General features: G+C 59.0%; 1 protein-coding gene and 1 pseudogene. One reads left to right on the top strand and one right to left on the bottom strand.

From position 1 onward, the window contains the following. Positions 1-181: pseudogene (gene gid / locus EZM41_RS09160) on the bottom strand (methylenetetrahydrofolate--tRNA-(uracil(54)-C(5))-methyltransferase (FADH(2)-oxidizing) TrmFO); the annotation flags it as partial. Here gid and EZM41_RS13870 point away from each other — a divergent pair. Then, positions 180-362: a hypothetical protein gene (locus EZM41_RS13870; protein ID WP_232619258.1), complete on the top strand. Its 183-nt coding sequence runs from the start codon at positions 180-182 to the stop codon at positions 360-362. The pseudogene gid and the gene EZM41_RS13870 overlap by 2 nt on opposite strands. Positions 363-432 lie beyond the last annotated feature (70 nt).

Here is a 432-nt window from a genome sequence, read left to right as displayed (position 1 = left end):
GGATGCCGGCTGGGCTCGTCAACAGCTCTGCGCCGAGCGAGTTGCTGCAGACGAGCTCGGCCAAGTGTCCAGTCTTGTGAGCCGGCGTGAGGCGATTCGGACGCATCTCATAAAGCCTAACAGGAATGCCCCTGCGGGCCGCCATGGCCGGTCTTCCCAGTATGGCACCTTCGGGGGTCATGAATACGATATCCCTCAGGTACAGCGAGTTAGGCTTGTCTACCGTCTTGCATGTAGGTATGGCCGACTTGGTGGCGGCCAGGCACCCGGCTACGCTGATATCGTTGGGATTGGGTTCGTGCATAGGAATAGCGATCTATGACGAACAGCCCAACGCCGGAGAGACCCATCGCCTTGCCTAAAGACCAAGGGAAGAAAAGCGCGACGACCACGGCGCACAGCGCCAATGTCCTAACGGAGTAAGTGAGCTTG

Source organism: Acetomicrobium sp. S15 = DSM 107314 (assembly GCF_016125955.1).
Taxonomy (GTDB): Bacteria; Synergistota; Synergistia; order Synergistales; family Thermosynergistaceae; genus Thermosynergistes; species Thermosynergistes pyruvativorans.
Note: the sequence above shows the minus strand (reverse complement) of the source record. Positions and strands in the feature narration are given on the sequence as shown.